Source organism: Microcoleus sp. PH2017_08_TRC_O_A, from assembly GCF_020738665.1.
In the GTDB taxonomy this organism is placed as follows: Bacteria; Cyanobacteriota; Cyanobacteriia; order Cyanobacteriales; family Microcoleaceae; genus Microcoleus.
On the sequence record NZ_JAEQCE010000013.1, the window covers coordinates 188,645 to 204,959 of the forward strand.

At 46.1% G+C, this 16,315-nt stretch carries 12 protein-coding genes; 6 read left to right on the top strand and 6 right to left on the bottom strand.

All coding sequences use genetic code 11. The annotated features are described in order from the left end of the window. The first annotated feature begins 435 nt into the window (after nt 1–435). From JGK22_RS06070 to JGK22_RS06080, 3 genes are all read left to right on the top strand, one after another. Nucleotides 436–1,680, top strand: a complete 1,245-nt coding sequence (locus tag JGK22_RS06070) for a response regulator (RefSeq protein ID WP_293312529.1) — start codon at nt 436–438, stop codon at nt 1,678–1,680. A 505-nt stretch (nt 1,681–2,185) separates the two neighbouring features. Continuing rightward, nucleotides 2,186–3,706 (top strand): aldehyde dehydrogenase family protein, encoded by a 1,521-nt coding sequence (locus JGK22_RS06075; RefSeq protein WP_293204570.1) that lies wholly within the window; start codon nt 2,186–2,188, stop codon nt 3,704–3,706. Nucleotides 3,707–4,135: 429 nt separating this feature from the next. Next, nucleotides 4,136–4,483, top strand: coding sequence for a DUF779 domain-containing protein (locus JGK22_RS06080; protein ID WP_293211534.1), 348 nt, complete (start codon nt 4,136–4,138; stop codon nt 4,481–4,483). Between the two features lie 254 nt (nt 4,484–4,737). On the opposite strand, the gene JGK22_RS06085 is transcribed toward JGK22_RS06080, so the two are convergent. The 3 genes from JGK22_RS06085 to JGK22_RS06095 form a co-directional block, all read right to left on the bottom strand. Then, nucleotides 4,738–5,232 carry a hypothetical protein gene (locus JGK22_RS06085; protein ID WP_293216394.1) on the bottom strand — a complete coding sequence of 165 codons (495 nt, stop codon included), beginning with the start codon at nt 5,230–5,232 and terminating at the stop codon, nt 4,738–4,740. Between the two features lie 167 nt (nt 5,233–5,399). After that, nucleotides 5,400–6,470, bottom strand: coding sequence for an FAD-dependent monooxygenase (locus JGK22_RS06090; protein ID WP_293195659.1), 1,071 nt, complete (start codon nt 6,468–6,470; stop codon nt 5,400–5,402). A 356-nt stretch (nt 6,471–6,826) separates the two neighbouring features. Next, nucleotides 6,827–7,378, bottom strand: coding sequence for a DUF2854 domain-containing protein (locus tag JGK22_RS06095; protein ID WP_293312531.1), 552 nt, complete (start codon nt 7,376–7,378; stop codon nt 6,827–6,829). A gap of 687 nt (nt 7,379–8,065) precedes the next feature. Between JGK22_RS06095 and JGK22_RS06100 the strand changes: the two genes are divergently transcribed. Continuing rightward, complete coding sequence (locus JGK22_RS06100) at nt 8,066–8,326, top strand: hypothetical protein (protein ID WP_293174481.1); 261 nt, start codon at nt 8,066–8,068, stop codon at nt 8,324–8,326. 180 nt (nt 8,327–8,506) lie between these two features. Further along, nucleotides 8,507–8,677, top strand: a complete 171-nt coding sequence (locus tag JGK22_RS06105; protein ID WP_293149374.1) for a hypothetical protein — start codon at nt 8,507–8,509, stop codon at nt 8,675–8,677. Between the two features lie 354 nt (nt 8,678–9,031). On the opposite strand, the gene ppk1 is transcribed toward JGK22_RS06105, so the two are convergent. The 3 genes from ppk1 to JGK22_RS06120 form a co-directional block, all read right to left on the bottom strand. Continuing rightward, nucleotides 9,032–11,215, bottom strand: a complete 2,184-nt coding sequence (gene ppk1, locus JGK22_RS06110) for a polyphosphate kinase 1 (protein WP_293174478.1) — start codon at nt 11,213–11,215, stop codon at nt 9,032–9,034. 306 nt (nt 11,216–11,521) lie between these two features. Continuing rightward, on the bottom strand, nt 11,522–15,067 hold the full coding sequence (locus JGK22_RS06115) for a HEAT repeat domain-containing protein (protein WP_293312533.1): 3,546 nt from the start codon (nt 15,065–15,067) through the stop codon (nt 11,522–11,524). Then, nucleotides 15,061–15,315 carry a hypothetical protein gene (locus tag JGK22_RS06120; RefSeq protein WP_293312535.1) on the bottom strand — a complete coding sequence of 85 codons (255 nt, stop codon included), beginning with the start codon at nt 15,313–15,315 and terminating at the stop codon, nt 15,061–15,063. The genes JGK22_RS06115 and JGK22_RS06120 overlap by 7 nt, the downstream gene beginning before the upstream one ends. A 537-nt stretch (nt 15,316–15,852) precedes the next feature. Here JGK22_RS06120 and JGK22_RS06125 point away from each other — a divergent pair. Then, nucleotides 15,853–16,314 carry an SRPBCC family protein gene (locus tag JGK22_RS06125; protein WP_293195654.1) on the top strand — a complete coding sequence of 154 codons (462 nt, stop codon included), beginning with the start codon at nt 15,853–15,855 and terminating at the stop codon, nt 16,312–16,314. Nucleotide 16,315 lies beyond the last annotated feature (1 nt).

The following is a 16,315-nucleotide window of genomic DNA, read 5'->3' on the forward strand; positions in this document are numbered from 1 at the left end:
GATAACCGTCAGTCTATTTTCCATGTTTGGATTTGAGATTTGAGATTTATTGCACAGGTGAATCTGCGAACTTTAACGGGGTCTAAATTTGTGGGATCTCCACGACTCCTGTCGGGGGCTGGTATCTGTTTGCGGGCGGGTGACAAATTAGCAAGGCGAGAATTTGTATTTTTGGGTTCGCCGTCTCAAATTATACATTCTACTGATACCTGTTTGGCAAAACGATGCAACTGTAGGCCCGCAATCCAAATCATTATCCAGTAACTCCTGCCCAATCTAAAATCTCCAATCTAAAATCTCAAATGGTATGAGCATTTTTGCTGTTGAGGGAGCTAGCATCTACTGTTTTTTGCTGGGATTAAACTATTTTGTTTTAAATATGTCCGGGTAATTGTGGCGGTTGTATCCTAAAGAGAAAGTTGTGGAGCTGGTGTTATGGCAAAGATTCTGACGATCGCAGATAGTGTGACTTGGGAAGTCGTCCAAGAGTTACTGGAAAAGGAGGGACATCAGGTAAAAGTCGCTTCCGACGGCAAAGATGGTTTTGACATGGCGAGGGAATTATCTCCGGATGTGATAATTTGCGATGGGACTTTGCCTCAAATTCACTGGTTGGAGGTGTGCCGGCTGGTGAAAGCCGATAGAGAATTGAGTACAGGGTATTTTCTGCTGCTGACAACACCCGAGCAATTTGCCGAAGTTCAAGAATTGGACGCGCTGGTGGACGATTTTCTGTTGAAACCGATAGTGAAGCAAGAATTGTTGGGGAGGCTGCGGGCGGGATTGCGCGAGCGCGAGTTGAGGCTGGAGTTGGCACGAACTCAGCAAGAATTGCAACTGTCGCGCGATCGATCGCTGGAAAGTGAAAAGATGTCCAACTTGGGGGAATTAGTGTCTGGTATTGCCCACGAAATTAACAACCCAATTACTTTTATTTACAGCAATCTCACCCACGTCCAAAGTTACGCTACCGATTTAATTGAACTACTGCGATTGTATCAAAAACAGCTCGTCAATCCTGACGCGGAAATTATGCAAAAACAGCAAGATATGGATGTGGAATTCCTGCTCGACGACTTGTTGAAAATTGTGAGTTCCATGCGTACCGGGAGCGATCGCATCCGCCAAATAATCTTGTCGGTACAGGATTTTTCCCGCAGCGATCGCTCTGGCTGGCAGTTATTCGATATTTCCGACGGTTTAGAAAACACTTTGTTGTTGTTGCAGCACCGCTTGCCGGCCCGCGATGGCAGGCGGGATATCAAGGTGATGAAGGAATACGGAAATTTGCCGCAAGTTGAGTGTTACGCGGGTCAGCTCAATCAAGCTTTTCTGAATATTATTAATCAGGCGATCGATGCTTTGGAAAAGTCGAGTCAAGAGTTGGAAGAGTCGGAATCAGTTAAATTCAAGCCTGTGATTTTGATTAGCACTCAGGTAATCGATGCTCAGCGGATTGCTATTGAGATTGCTGATAACGGCATGGCAATCAGCGAAGAGATTGCAGCGGAAAATTCGGACAATTTTTTGATGGGGAAACCTGCGGAATACAGCAGCACCTTGGGGATTGCTGTCAGCTATCGGATAATTGTAGAGCAGCATAAAGGAGAGTTAAAGTATTTTTCGGAACCGGGTAAAGGTACTAAGTTTCGGATAGAAATCCCGCTCAGGCACAGTTAATTAATGGGAGGTTAATGTTTAGGTACGTTGTTGCGCTTGGGCGCTCTTTCCTAATATTATAAAGAGCGCCCAAGCGCAACAACGTACCTTATTTTTCGTGAGATATTGTGGCGAATCCGCCCCAAGCGATGGGTGCATCTCACCGTTGAAGAGGGCGAAGCATGACCGCATATAAGTTATTCGTTATAATCCCATATTGACTGCGGTCATGCTTCGCCCCTACAAACATATTTGCCAAAACCAGATGCACCCTTTATATTTATATAATAGTAGATTTAAATGATTTGTAAGATGCTGTTTCTCTGGATCAAGAGCCTGCTCTGCGGTTAGTTGTAAAAACTCTGATCAACCGCCAGACCCGGAAATTGAGAAACTACTTCGATATCAAATATTGGAAAATGTAAAATTTTGTATAGAAATTACCCAAATTTCCGAAATATAGACGATAGTTGATATTCAAGAGACTTCAATCGTCAACAAAAACAAGTTTAAATTAGGTAATAAAATGGTAGTAGCAGCACCTGTTCAATCCGGCAGTCAGTCGATTTTTCAAGCTCGTTATGACAACTTTATTGGCGGTAAGTGGGTAGCACCGGTGAAGGGGAAATACTCGGAAAACCTTTCTCCAATTACCGGAAAATCAATTTGTCAAATTCCCCGATCGAGCGCGGAGGATGTAGAATTGGCACTAGATGCTGCCCACGCCGCGAAAGACAAGTGGGGTAAGACTTCCCCCGCAGACAGGGCACGGGTGTTGCACAAAATTGCCGATCGCATCGAAGAAAACCTCGATCGCCTCGCCATCGCCGAAACCTGGGACAACGGTAAACCAATTCGCGAAACCAGACTAGCAGACATCCCGCTGGCGATCGACCATTTCCGCTACTTCGCAAGCTGCATTCGGGCCCAAGAAGGGTCGATCGGCGAACTCGACGAAACCACAGTCGCCTACCACTTCCACGAACCCCTAGGCGTCATCGGACAAATCATCCCCTGGAACTTCCCAATCCTCATGGCTGCGTGGAAACTCGCCCCAGCCCTCGCCGCCGGAAACTGCGTTGTCCTCAAACCCGCAGGGCCAACCCCCGCATCCATCCTAGTATTGATGGAAATCATCGCCGACTTAGTACCGGATGGCGTCATCAACGTCGTCAACGGGCCCGGCGCCGAAATCGGCAAAACCCTCGCCACCAGCCCCCGGATTGCGAAAGTAGCCTTCACCGGTGAAACAACCACGGGCCGGCTGATCATGCAGTACGCCTCCCAAAACGTCATCCCCGTCACCCTAGAATTAGGCGGAAAATCGCCCAACATTTTCTTTGAGGATGTCTGCGCCCAAGATGACGATTTTCTGGACAAAGCAGTGGAAGGCTTTGTGATGTTTGCTTTCAACCAAGGCGAAGTTTGCACTTGTCCTTCGCGGGCGTTAATTCAAGAGTCAATTTACGATCGATTCATGGAAAGGGCGATCGATCGCATCCGCCAAATCAAACAAGACAACCCCCTAGATCCAACAACCGCCCTCGGCGCGCAAGTCTCCGTCAACCAGATGGAAAAAATCGCCGAATACGTCAAAATCGGGCGTGAAGAAGGCGCAGAATGCCTGATTGGCGGCGAAAGAAAAATCTTATCCGGCGACTTACAAGACGGCTATTATTTCCAGCCGACAGTCTTCAAAGGAAACAACAAAATGCGAATTTTCCAAGAAGAAATCTTCGGCCCAGTATTAGCAGTCACCACCTTCAAAGACGAAACCGAAGCCTTAGAAATTGCCAACGATACCCTCTACGGTTTAGGCGCCGGAGTTTGGACGCGCGACATCAACACCGCCTACCGCATGGGCCGCGCCGTTCAAGCAGGCCGCGTGTGGACAAACTGCTATCATTTGTATCCAGCCCACGCAGCCTTCGGCGGCTACAAATCATCCGGTATCGGCCGCGAAAACCACAAAATGATGTTGGATCACTACCAACAAACCAAGAACTTATTAGTCAGCTACAGCCCGAAAGCATTAGGCTTCTTCTAAAAAGGTACGTAGTTGCGCTTGAGCGCTCTTAGATTATCTAAAAAAAAGAGCGCCAAATCGCAACAACCAAGAACTTCTTCTAAAAGGTACGTAGTTGCGCTTCAGCGCTCTTAGATTATCTAAAAAAAAGAGCGCCAAATCGCAACAACCAAGAACTTCTTCTAAAAAGGTACGTAGTTGCGCTTCAGCGCTCTTAGATTATCTAAAAAAAGAGCGCCAAATCGCAACAACCAAACCAATAACTTCTTACAAAAAGGTACGTAGTTGCGCTTCAGCGCTCTTAGATTATCTAAAAAAAGAGCGCCAAATCGCAACAACCAAGAACTTCTTCTAAAAGGTACGTAGTTGCGCTTCAGCGCTCTTGTCCATATACAAACAAGAGCGCTAAAGCGCAACAACGTACTTAATTACCATACAATAATTTCTCCCATGGAAACAATCCCCAAAGTCACAGCCACAGAAGCCGCCTTAAAACTAATAGAATACCTCAAAACCCAGCACGGAGAATTGATGTTTCACCAATCGGGCGGCTGCTGCGATGGTAGTTCTCCCATGTGCTATCCCAACGGGGAATTAATCGTCGGCGATGGCGATGTATTGCTGGGAAAACTAGACGGTTGTCCCTTTTATATTGCAGCACAGCAATACGAACATTGGCAGCACACGCAGTTAATCCTAGACGTAGTACAGGGGCCCGGAGGCAGCGATTTTTCCCTGGAAGGGCCGGAGGGAGAGCGTTTTATTACTCGTTCTCGCTTGTTTATCAATGTTGATTAATTGTATTTTGCCTCTTGTTTGGACTAAAGAAATTTTATTTGTATTGAACCGCAGAAGGCGCAGAAAACGCAGAGATAGGACTTACGAGAGCAGTCAGAAACCGGGTTTTTTACGAATATCCTTCGCCGCAGCTACAAAATTTAGGAAAAAACCCGGTTTCTTGGGCCTTGATGCGTAAGTCCTAAGAGAAAGAGAACAGAGATATATCTTATAGATGTTGACAATCTAGGCGTTTTTTGCTAGATGTACTTTGTCTAAGGCAAGCGCGTTTCTTCAATAAATGAGATGCCATCAAAAATACCGTTTTTAAAGGCTTGAGTGCTGCGAACTCGGTGATTTTCGCTGAGTAATGTCATTGTTTCCATAAAGGTAATAAGGACGTTATCTTCAGTTTTATTTGCCCGAAAGCATACTGTTTCCTGGCCTGCATCCCAGGCGATCGCCGAAAAATCAGAATAACTGCTAGAATACAGTTTCAGAATCCGTTCTTCAAACTCTCCTTGAAAATTAAGCTGAACGCGAGAACCGTCTGAAAATTCATAATTGTTAACTTGTTGGTAGTGACTTCCTTGAATCCAGATGGTAAAATTACCGAAAAAGCTGCGAGAAAAATGTCCGCGAGTATCGGTCTTGATGTATTCTCCTTGCCAAGTACCAATATGACGGGTAAAAATTTCAGGTACTTTCTCCAAATCTGGAGAACTTACAGGGGTTACTGTATTTTCACGAATTACAGGATTGTTACTCATTATTTCCTCTCCAGTTTTTCTCGACACCTGATTTGCTTAAGACTGACGGAAAAATCAAGTTAATTTCATCATTAAACCACCCAGAGTTTGTTGATCTGTACTGCATTTAATTAAATTGTAAATTTCAATTTCATCTCCCCCTCTCCCCCTCTCCCCCTCTCTCTTTCTTAACGACGGCCAACTTTCTGACTAATTTCTCGGCTGCTGCGTTGATATTCGTGGACAATTGGGAGTCTTTCAGTTTGGAAGTTTTCCAGGGCTTCGGGAATATTTGCACTATTTGCGAGATGTTTTGCTAAATACAAACCATCTTCCCAACCGGAAGTCATTCCTCTGGCGCGTGTGGAACTTTTGGCGTGGGCTGCATCTCCAATTAAGATAACACGACCATCGTAGATTTTCGGTAGGGGGTCAATGTCATAGGAAAAACGACAGACAATATTTTCTAAAGGCGTTGATTCTATAAGTTTTCGGGCATCTTCTGGGAGTTTTGCTAGTTCTTCGGGAGGAATGGTAATATTGGTAGGTTGCAGTTTCCCGATTTCAGATTCAGTGCGCTCTTTTTCAATAAAGAAGCCCCAATGAGTGCGACCTCCACCGATGTGAAAGAAGTTGGCATAAATTCCCCGACCCCGTACATAAACAAAAAAGTTTCCTTCGGGACAGAAGCTGTTATCTTCGACTATTCCCCGCCAGACGACATCGCCTAAATAAAATAGTTCTACGTTAGGAACTATAAATTGACGGACTTTTGAGACAATGCCATCGGCACCAATTAATAGATCGCCTTCCCATTTTGTGCCATCTTTAAAGTGGGCGATCGCACTGTGCTCGGTTTGGGCGATCGATGCCAATTCTGCATTAAAATGAATACACTCGGGGGGTAACTCGTCAAGGATTGCTTCTAATATAGCTTTGCGGTGTACCAGCATTGCTGGGACTTCGTTTTCTTCGTAGGTGACTGGCTCGGAATTGATGACACCGCCGCGCAGGTTGCGAAACTCGAATAATTTAACTCGATCGCCCGAGTTGATGATTTTTTCGGTAATTTGAGCGTTGCCTTGATGCAGTGCTTCCATACCTGCTTGCACGATCAGAATACCACAGCCATCGGTACGCGGATAGGGTGCTTTTTCAAACAAGTCAACTTTAAACCCTTGTTGAATCAGCAAAATTGCCAGATAAGCTCCTGATGTTCCTGCGCCGATAATACCTATCCTGGTCTGGGACGGAACCATTTGTGCTGCTCCTGATTTTAAGATTGCGATCGCTCCTCAACCAATATTATTATTACATAAAATAAGATTTGGGCTAGGTCTGGATGGGCGATCCTCTTTGAGGGCTTTGCTAACGAGCTTTTGGTGATAGCGACTGGTTTCAAGCAGCAGTTAAAATCAGTATCGGAAGTGATGCAGGATTAATAATTAATATTATGTCAGATCTAACGACCATATTGGTTTGTAGTGAGGACTTTAGTCCGCATCAAAGAGAGGACTGAAGTCCTCACTACGAACCGTTACTGATTGTGGTCAATTGACCGGACATAATATAATGGGTGAGTTGAAAATTATCGCACTCACAACTTAAGGCTGGTTTAAGCTTTAGGAGTGGTAATTAAAGCCAATTCAATTTTGTCATCAGGCTTTTGAGTGACTTTTGCGTCCAAACCAGGACCAAAAAATTTAGCTATTTTTTCTTGCTTTTCTTCCCAAAGTGCGATCGGCAGCAGCGGCGAATAAAACTCTAGAATTAAAGCATAAGCACCGTCAATATCAACTTCCCGCAAGCTTTGGAGGAGGGGGCGTTCCTCGTCAGTCGGGGCCATTCCCAAGCGTTCCAGAGCGTCATCTAAGTGGGCGGGTTGGCCGTAACGAAATCGGGTGATATCTTTGCGGACTTGGTTTTGAGTATCCGTGGCCTGACTTTCTCTCAACAGGAGAACTTCAGGAGAAGTCGGTTCGGTGAACTCCACTGGCTCGAGTTCGGCTGCTTTCAGGGCCAAACCTCCCAGCAAAAGGGGAATTCCATAAAAAAAACCGGCTAGGTTGAGGGTTGGTTTGTCGGTGAAGTAGGCATAGAACCCGACTACTGCTAAAATACCGCCCACCACTAAGGCTAGGCTTGCTAAAGAAATTTTACGTAACATATTAGTGAGGTAAGTAGCTGGAATCAACAATATACTTTAATTATTATCGGGCAAGAAGTCTGGAATAAATTTAGTTTTTTTGCCAAAATACCGGTCAAAACTGCTAGCATCTATGAGAGCGGGTTCTCTGTGCATCCACAATCTTGTCTCTAGCTTCAAAAAAATATCCCGCTTTCCCTCGCCGCGGCGCCACCGATAAATATCCGGTTAATTGGACGCCGTTGGTTCCAGAAGGTAATCGAGATCGGCAGTATCATCAAAGTATAGAGAGCGGCGATCGCGATCGACGCTCTTGCCCTTTCAACCAATTTTAGGACGTCAGGAACTCAGGGAATCAACGCCACTGAGCTTGTAAGAAATTACAAGCTGTTCTGACCAGACCCCTCGGAAGAGGAGACGTTATTTAGGTCACGACACCGGAGAATGCGACGCCAGTTTTCCGCTCTGTCATCTGCAATTAAACAGTTTTAAAGTCACTGAAACAGTGTTGCAGGTCTAACAAGCCTTTATAACCAGGTCGAGGCGAACATTACCCCGCAAGGGAGAAAGGATACAACTGTATCGACCTTGGAGGGGCAACCATACCCCTCTAACCCCGAAAGGGGATTCAAGGCGGTTGAAACCGCGCCCGTCGTTTTCCTCTCAGGTCTAAAGACTTGCTCGTTTCCCACTTACCGAATATTTTTTATGATTAAAGACGAAGACAAACAGACTGCGGTCGCCAACAAGTCTGTTCTAGACCAGATTAACTCGCTCAAACGCGAAGATGAAAGGCTTTATAATATTTTAGCGATCGATGTCTGGGCCCTAGCCAAGACAATGGATGAATATCAACCTGGATTTTGGGCTGCTTTCATGAAAAACCGCGAGAAGGCCTTGAAGCGATTTTTAGCTGAAATGATGAAAAACAAACCCGCAGATAGCAAACGTCCGCCTTTCCTGCGCTAAAGTTTTGATGTACAATCAAACTATAACACAGACTCAAAAAAACCAGATCGCGCTCATCACTTCTATATAAAAATAGTAAAGGATTGGCGCCGAAAGGCACGTCGGTGAATTAAGAATTCTCGTCTGTTCGCAGGGGGGAAAGTCAAATATTTTTGTTAATACTAGCCAAGGCAAAAAACAATGGATGTACAGACAATCAAAGAGCGCGTAGCAGAAATCGAAGTCAAGCGGGAATCCCTCGTGCGGCTGTTAGATCGATCGGACTTGGGAGCTCTGAGAATTGATGTCAGTCAGGCGATCGAGGAAATTGATGATTTGTTAGAAGAATTTAAGCGCACTTTTGACAGTTGACAGTTGGCAGTTGACAGTTGGCAGTTGGCAGTTGTTAGTATTTGTAGGGTGTGTCGCTATCGATAGTATCCAAAAAAGATGAAAAATCGAGCGGGCGACGCACCAGCGACAATAATATTTGAGAAAACAACCTCAACCTCAATCGTTGTAGCAGCAATGATTTGTTGAATTGCTATTACTTATCGCGCCTTTGATTTGCATATTTCGGTGGGTTAAAAACTTTGTGGGGTGGGCATCTTGCCCGCCCTAAAAGTTAAAATTAAATGCAGTACAGCTTAATAACTAACAATAACTGACCACGACTAACTGCAAAATTTGACCGCTGTCAACTGTCAACTATCAACTATCAACTGACTAATTCATCGCCATATCCATCAAAATCTGCTGAGAGTTAACCTCCGGGTTATTAGCAGGTGGCCGCCGCTGAGAATAGTGTCCCCCAGGCTGCAAATCCCAAGCTTGACGGTTGTCCGCCAGCATCACACCGAGAATTTCTTGCAATTCCATTACTATAGTCGGATCTTCGACTTGGACGATCGCCTCAACCCGCCTGCTAAGATTGCGCTGCATCCAGTCAGCAGAACCAATATACACCTCTTCGCTGCCACGGTTGAAAAAATAAAACATCCGCGAATGCTCTAAAAAGCGGCCGATAATACTGATAACTCTGATATTGTCGCTAACACCCTCAACGCCCGGACGCAAACAGCAAATCCCGCGAATAATCAAATCAATTTTAACTCCCGCTTGCGAAGCTTCGTACAAAGCAACAATAATTTGAGGGTCAACTAAAGCATTCATTTTAGCGACAATCCGGCCGCAGCTACGAGTGCCGCTTTCCGCATTCAAGCGGCATTCGTCGGCCTCGCGGCGGATTAATGCTAAAAAACGATCGCGCATATTGACAGGCGCCACCAACAATTTACGATAAGATAGCTGTCGCGAATAACCGGTTAAATAATTAAACAAATCTGTCAAATCTGCACCCAAATCCTCGCGACAACTCAACAAACCGACATCCGTATACAGTCCGGCTGTTTTGGGATTGTAATTTCCCGTGCCGATGTGGACGTAGCGGCGAATACATTTGTCCTCGCGGCGCACTACCATCACAACCTTAGTGTGGGTTTTGAGTCCCACCAAACCGTAAACGACGTGGACTCCTGCTTGTTCTAACTTGCGCGCCCAATTAATGTTATTTTCTTCATCAAACCGGGCTTTGAGCTCTACTAAAACAGCTACTTGCTTGCCGTTTTCCGCTGCTTGAATTAAGGCGCTGACGATCGGCGAATCACCAGAAGTGCGGTATAAAGTCATCTTAATCGCTAACACCGAGCGATCGTTCGCCGCCTCAGTAATAAACCGCTGGACAGTCGCTGCAAACGAGTGATAGGGATGGTGTAGCATGATATCCCCTCGACGGATGACCGTAAAAATATCCTCACCATCCTCAACATCCAACATCGATTTGCCTAAAATCATTGGCGATTCCGAATTCCGCAAGCGCGGCGGCACCACCGGAGTCCAAGGCGGGTCTTTGAGTTCCGGCACAGGCAGCCCCACAAAAGACATCAAATCCTTGAGGCCTAACAGCCCCTCCACCGCGTAAACATCCTGCTCGCCGAGATCCAACTCATCCATCAGCATATCTCGCAGCGCAAGCGGCATAATCGCTGGAATTTCCATCCGTACCGCAGAACCTGTAAACCGGCGCTTGCGGAGTTCCTGTTCAATCGCCAGCAGTAAATCATCTGCCTCATCTTCCTCGACAGTCAAATCGGAATTGCGAGTAATCCGAAATGGGTGATATTCCTGAATATCCATCCCCGGAAACAAAGCCTCTAAATTGTGGGCGATTACCTGTTCTAAAGGTACGCCCGTCCACACAGGAGTTTTGCCCCTTTGCTGCCACTGCAAATGGGCCGGTAAGGGCAAAAATCTCGGCAAAACCTGCGGTACTTTAACCCGCGCAAACAATTCCTCGCGGGTGTCGGGATCTCTGACAACTACTGCTAAATTGAGGCTGAGATTGGAGAGGAATGGGAATGGGTGGCTGGGGTCAACTGCTAGGGGAGTGAGTACGGGAAATACTTGTTCTTTGAAGTAACGGTGCAAGTAATTTCGTTGTTCTTGATTGAGGTCAATGTAGTCGAGAATGTGGATGCCGCTTGCTGCTAATTTGGGCCGCAGAGTTTGGTCAAAATAGGCGTGTTGCTGAGTTACCATCGGCAAAAGCCGCTTGTTGATGGCATCTAGCTGTTGTTGGGGCGTGCTACCATCGGAGGTTAATTTGGTGACTTTTGCTTCTACTTGCTGTCTGAGGGCCGCCACTCGCACCATGAAGTATTCGTCTAGGTTTGAGCTAAAAATAGCGAGAAATTTGAGTCTTTCGAGGAGGGGCGTGCGGGGGTCTAGGGCTTCGTGGAGCACGCGGTTGTTGAATTCTAGCCAGCTTTGTTCTCTGTTGAAGTAGTATTGAGGGTCGCTGAGGTTGATTTCGGTGTAGGTTTTGACTGGGGTCTTTTTTGGCTTGGACATGGTTTGCGGGGGTCTTGCGGGGAGGCTCGATCGTATCTTTACCATTAGTATTGCAGTAGTATCGCGGTAGTGGGGCGGTTGCGGGCGATTGAAATCGCGTCTAGACAGACAAAACCCGAGCTCAGAGGGTTCGAGAAATTAAAACTCTTGTGGGGCGATGCTCCTAGCCCGCCCCGGAGTAGCGGGCGATTGAAATCGCACGCCAGACAGACAAAACCCGGATGGTGCGCGGGTTGAAGAGAATATGTCATTGCGCGCGAAGCAAAGCAATCGCAGAGCCCAGACAACAGCATGACTTTCCCAACATCACGCACCAATCCCGCGAATCCAATCCTGCACCGCCTCCAACACATCCTCTCCATCGGCGGCAAAACCTGTTAACGGCAATTCCAGCGGTGTATCGGTAATCCAGGCGATATGAATTCCCATGTGAGTGTCGGCGAGTTTGCGGGTGAAAGACGAAAGCGCATCTTCGCAGGGACAGGAGTGCAAAATTAAGGCGATGTGCTGTTTTTGCAGCCGATTTTTGAGTTGGGGAATTAATCGCTTGAATTCGGGGGCGTTGCGAATGGCGGGGATGTCTGTATCTGCGGGGAAGATTGTTTGATATAGTTGGGTACAGAGCTCTTGGGCGATCGCGCTTATATCTGTTTCGCCTTCTAACGCGCGAATGTTGAGGGGAACGGGGAAGGTTTTATCGGTGGATTGGAGTTGTTTGAGGAGTGTGGGGATATCTGTATTTTGTCGGTGGTTGCGATCGGGTGTTGGGGAATTGGTGGGTTGGGTGTGCCATGCTTGATAAAATTCTGGGTAAGTCATATTTTGGGCACAGGCCCAGATAATTGGGTAGCGATCTTTATAGCGATTAAAATCGTTTTCGTAGACTTCGGAATTTAGACAATCTTTCAAACCTGAGAGTGCGAGGACGAAGTGTTTACCTTTGATAATTTCCCCTAAGATATCTGCCGCTTGCCACCGGGCAATGTTATCATTTGAATTTCTGATTAAATCGACTAAAGTGGCGATCGCAACTACGTTATCTTTGCATATTTTCCCTAAGCTTACGGCCGCTCTCCTCTGGGTATTTTTATCCTGAAAAGTACCGATTAAATCGACTAAAGCTGAGATCGCAACTGAGTTATCTTTGTCGATTTTTCCTAAGCTATTTATGGCACTCCTCCAGGTATTATCATCCTCAGAAGTACCAATCAACTCCACTAAACCGGACATAGCAACTGGGTTCGATCCACCTATTTCTGCTAACTCTTTTACTACTTCTATCTGGGTATCTTTATCAATCTGAGAAGTACACATTAACTCCACTAAATGGTAAATCGCGCATTGCCCCCGATCCGTCTCTTTCAGTATGTCCCTTGAACCCTCTGCAATTGGATCAGAATATGTTTGCCACTCTTTCTTCTCCTCATTAAAATAACCAAATCCCCACTTAATAACCTGCGACACAATCTCATCAGCAAAACTACAATCCTTAAACTCAGCAATCCCCGCAGCCGCTAGAAAATACGCACGATAATTATAAAAATCACCACACCCATCCTCAAACTCAACCAACCTATTAATAAACCCTTCCTTCTTCTCCTTCCCTACCTCCTCACGCCCCAACCACAACAAAATAACCTCCTTCCACTGCTTCTCAAAAATCCGGTACACCCCATCCCTCGTAGGGGCGGTGCCCCCGTGCCCGCCCTCTGGGGGAATATGATTCAAGAAAAAGTGCCAATCCTCAACCGCCAACGCCGCAAAATATTCCTGAAAAGTCGGATGGTAAAAAGCATAAATTCCTTCCAGCGTCTCCCCATCCCTCGCCACTAAATTCAGCCAACCCAAACGACAAGCTAACTCAAACAGCGATGCACCCATCACCCGATATCCCACACTTTCTCGCAACTGAAACCGCGACGTTTCATTTAACATCCCTGAAAGTGCCAATTTCCCCAAAGCCGCATTCAATTCCTGCTGCTGAATCCAATTCAAGTGCGGTTTTTTCCACTGATATAAAGTAGTCACAAACCGCTGATAAAGCTTAGCCTTAGTATCCGGCAAATCCCCATCCAACGACTGCCAAGTGCCGCACAATAGCGAACATCTCAGGGGATTTTTCACTAAATCTCGAATTCGCTCTTTTCCCGGTGCTGCTAATGCTTCCCGTAGCTGTTGAGAAAGCACCCCCCCAGCCCCCCTTGGTAAGGGGGGAGTAAGAGTTTCTTCTGTATTTAGGGCTGGGAAAGAAAGGGGAAGATCCCCCCCAGCCCCCCTTAAGAAGGGGGGAGTTAGAGTGTCGCCTTCTCCTGTCGCCTGCGTTGAGAAACCGGGAGTAAGAGAGTCCCCTTCTTCTCTTGTCTCCCCCCTTACCAAGGGGGGGTTAGGGGGGGTTCCAAACTGGGGGTTAAGGGGGGTTCCAAACCACTTATCAATAAACATTTCCACCTGTTCGGGATAGGAAAACTCCAGAGTGCGATAAGTATCAAAACTATCCAACGCAGTGCCGATCGCATCCCAGACATTCTGCCGACAACTTAGCACAATCCGCGCCCTTTGAATACAGCCGCCCGTTCTAATTTGTCGCTCAATTTCCGCCAAAGGATTCCCATCTCCCACCGCCATCTCATCCGCCCCATCCAACACCAACCAAACGCGCTCAGCATTAAATTGTGCTAAAAAATCATCCTTAATTTCCGCCGTCGCCTCAGCCTTCCCAATTCTCTTAATTGCCGCCACCAACCAATTATCAAATAAATAGGTTTCTAATTCCTTCCCCTGCAAATCCGCCAAGGATACCCAAATTACCATAGCCTCGGAAATGCCCGCCGCTACCCAATTCGCAATCTGCCGCAACAGCGTTGTTTTCCCCGCCCCCGGTTCCCCAATAATTCCTAACCGCTTCCCATTGCTTTTCGGGCTAATTCCTTGCTGGATTACTTGTTCGAGAAACTCGCTATGTTCAAATGTCTGAGTAACTTCTTTTTCCCGATACAAATCCGAACCTTCTTCAGCCCCAAGATTCTCGCGCTTCTCAGTCACTTTGTGCCGTTCCACCAATCCCAGCGGTACATAAACATCATCTATTTGATGGTTGCCAAAAGTTAGCTGATTGCTACTGAGTCGCTGCTGTTCTTTCTCGTCTAAAATCTCCTGACAAATATCCCGCCAGTCAATCGGCACGTAAGCAATCCGGCTCTTTTCAACTATCTCCTCTAGCCAAGCATACATCTCTTGGGTTCTGCTATCAATCCGCGTTAAAGTTTGACCCGTAAAAATCTGAAAAACTTTCTCGTTTTCCTTGATTTCCTGAGCAAAGTATGCAGATACCAAGGCAAATAATTCTTGCTCTAACTTTGTCTTGTAGGGTGCGACATCGCAATTTTCCAGGGCAAGTTCCAGCAGTTTTTGGTTGACTTCTGCTACCCGATTCTGCTTTAACTCATCTGTCGCAGTCAGCAGCAATTCTATTTCATCTAAACCCTCAATCGGAATCCCAGACGGGACTGTTTCTTTATCGACTTTTTCCAATTCAGATTTTAACTGCTTAATCTTCTTATCGAGCCATTCTAAATCTGGACGGTGTTGAGGTAAGTAAATAACGATTCCTTTAGAAGCCCTGCGAGATGGCTCAACCAATTCTTTATGACATTCTGAGGCGATTTGTTGTTGAGCTTTCAAGAAAGAACGTTTCAGCGCTTTTTCTAAATCGTGATTGACTATTTTCCCGTTTCGTGATACTTTTTTGATTCCGGTCAAACAAAGGTGCTTTGCTGCATCATTAACTTGAGTCCCCAATATGGCTTGCCACACGACTGTGAAAAGTCCTCCCAATAACGCAGCATCTAGCATTTGACAGTTCTCCTAATTTCAGGCTCTAGGGGGTTAGTTTGATTGTAGGCGATCGACTTTATTTGCGATCGCACGAGTTGACAGGTGCGTCGCTCGCTCGATTTTTGATGTTTGGCTAAGGATTTTTTGTGGCGACACACCCGAATACATGATTGTAGGCGATCGACTTTATTTGCGATCGCACGAGTGGACAGGTGCGTCGCCCGCTCGATTTTTGATGTTTGGCTAAGGATTTTTTGTGGCGACACACCCGAATACATGATTGTAGGCGATCGACTTTATTTGCGATCGATAGCTTCAGGAATTTGTCTGCTTAACAGTCACCGTCAGTTGAAAACCGAGTGGTAACTGCTCAAAAACCGCTGAAAAAATACAAAAACCGCTGGTAAATCAGTGAATAGGAAGGCTGGAACCACCTAAAATCGTTGGCTATCGTTCAGATTCTCGAAAATCACCAGCGGTTATTGAGTAGTTATATATAAACTCTAATTAAATGTTTTGTATGTAGTCAATAATTCTTCTCCAATATACTAGATTGTGTTAACATAAAGTTTAGATGCGTTCGCCCTGAGTCTAACCCAACGCTCAGTAAATCCACCTGCTAATTCAACGTCAAGTATGGATAGCTAAAAAACTTACTGTATATATATCTTCTTCCTTCTTCCTAATGACGGCAGAACTGATGGGTAATCGGTAATCAATGATGGGTAATCGGGAATTCTATCCGTTACATCCGTTACATCCGTTACATCCGCTGCCGAACTTCCTTCTTCCTTCTTCTTACAATGCCCAATTTTAGATACTCGTCGCTGATAAACGCCACCGTTGAAACAGTCTGGAACTTTTACGAAAGGCCGGATATTCTGCAACTGTTGACTCCGCCTTGGCAACCGGTGAAAATCATCCGCCGCGAAGGGGGACTCGATGTGGGGGCTGTGTCAGAATTTCGGCTGTTATTGGGGCCGATTCCAGTAAAATGGGTGGCGACTCATACTGAATGCGAACAATATCGCTTGTTTGTTGACGAACAAACTGAGGGGCCGATGGCACGTTGGACTCACCGACACGAGTTTACCACAGAAAATGGCCATACCCGATTGACAGATGCGATCGCATTTTCGATACCGGGCGGCCCGATTGTCGATTTGCTGTTAGGTTGGTGGGTAGAAATACGGTTAACTGATATGTTTCGCTACCGCCACGAAGTCACTAAGCGAGAGTGCGAAAAAAATGCAAATAATGGCTGAA

What these genes read in the sequence shown, in the direction of transcription:
- JGK22_RS06070 (WP_293312529.1), top strand. Translation starts at nt 436, where the DNA reads ATGGCAAAGATTCTGACGATCGCAGATAGTGTGACTTGGGAAGTCGTC.
- JGK22_RS06075 (WP_293204570.1), top strand. Translation starts at nt 2,186, where the DNA reads ATGGTAGTAGCAGCACCTGTTCAATCCGGCAGTCAGTCGATTTTTCAA.
- JGK22_RS06080 (WP_293211534.1), top strand. Translation starts at nt 4,136, where the DNA reads ATGGAAACAATCCCCAAAGTCACAGCCACAGAAGCCGCCTTAAAACTA.
- JGK22_RS06085 (WP_293216394.1), bottom strand. Translation starts at nt 5,232, where the DNA reads ATGAGTAACAATCCTGTAATTCGTGAAAATACAGTAACCCCTGTAAGT.
- JGK22_RS06090 (WP_293195659.1), bottom strand. Translation starts at nt 6,470, where the DNA reads ATGGTTCCGTCCCAGACCAGGATAGGTATTATCGGCGCAGGAACATCA.
- JGK22_RS06095 (WP_293312531.1), bottom strand. Translation starts at nt 7,378, where the DNA reads ATGTTACGTAAAATTTCTTTAGCAAGCCTAGCCTTAGTGGTGGGCGGT.
- JGK22_RS06100 (WP_293174481.1), top strand. Translation starts at nt 8,066, where the DNA reads ATGATTAAAGACGAAGACAAACAGACTGCGGTCGCCAACAAGTCTGTT.
- JGK22_RS06105 (WP_293149374.1), top strand. Translation starts at nt 8,507, where the DNA reads ATGGATGTACAGACAATCAAAGAGCGCGTAGCAGAAATCGAAGTCAAG.
- ppk1 (WP_293174478.1), bottom strand. Translation starts at nt 11,215, where the DNA reads ATGTCCAAGCCAAAAAAGACCCCAGTCAAAACCTACACCGAAATCAAC.
- JGK22_RS06115 (WP_293312533.1), bottom strand. Translation starts at nt 15,067, where the DNA reads ATGCTAGATGCTGCGTTATTGGGAGGACTTTTCACAGTCGTGTGGCAA.
- JGK22_RS06125 (WP_293195654.1), top strand. Translation starts at nt 15,853, where the DNA reads ATGCCCAATTTTAGATACTCGTCGCTGATAAACGCCACCGTTGAAACA.